Annotated in this window: 1 protein-coding gene; it reads left to right on the top strand. The window is 48.3% G+C overall.

Annotation, left to right across the window (positions count from 1 at the left end):
• The coding region (locus ACT3SX_RS15335) for a hemagglutinin repeat-containing protein (RefSeq protein WP_192992697.1) at window positions 1-842 on the top strand (842 nt) is incomplete at both ends.

The raw sequence follows: 842 nt of genomic DNA, 5'->3' as shown, positions 1-842 counted from the left end.
GGCAAGCAGCAAACTGATGATAGTAGTGCTCAAACGGCACTGACGCATACTGCTAGCAACATCGGTGCGATTGACGGTAACGTCATCATCAATGCTGGTGGTACTTACCAACAGACGGGCAGTAGTATTGTCGCGGGTATGGGTGCAGATAGTAGTGAAGATGTCAATGACGCCCTTGATAACAGCAGTCGCGGCAACACCGTTATCCGTGCCCAAGACATCAATATCGATAACGTCATGGATGTCTATACCAATCAAAGCGAGCAGAAGTTTAAGCAAAGTGGTCTGACCGTGTCCCTCTCAAACAGCCTCATTGACAGCGCCAAGAGTATCGACAACCTCATTGATGCTGGTGGTAATACAGGTAGCACCCGCATGAAAGGCATGGCAGGCGTCGCTGCTGGTCTTAAGACAAAAGCCTTAGCTCAGCAAGGATCAGATGTATTAAGTATGCTACAAGAAGGTGGCAAGCTACAAGACATAGGCAGCACTCGTATACAGGCCACCATTGGCTCATCAAAAAGTGAGTCCAATAGCAGCAGCTACACCGAGGTAAACCAAGGATCCAGCATTACCACTAATAACCTTGCCTTGATCGCTACAGGGGCAGGCACAGATAGCAATATCAACATAAACGGTAGCAACTTAAACGTTACCAATGACGCCCTATTTCAAGCCGACAATGACCTGACTATCAATGGTGTCGCGCAAAACAGCAATACTCGTAGTGATAATAAGAGCTCAAGTACCGCCATCGGTGCCTATGCAGCTACCAACCCAGGTAAAGGTGCTAGCTACGGCATCACTGCTAGTGCGAGTCGTGCAAAAGGCTATGCTAACAG

Origin of the sequence: Psychrobacter sp. AOP31-B2-9, from assembly GCF_052378005.1 — a bacterium.
In the GTDB taxonomy this organism is placed as follows: Bacteria; Pseudomonadota; Gammaproteobacteria; order Pseudomonadales; family Moraxellaceae; genus Psychrobacter.
Note: the sequence above shows the minus strand (reverse complement) of the source record. Positions and strands in the feature narration are given on the sequence as shown.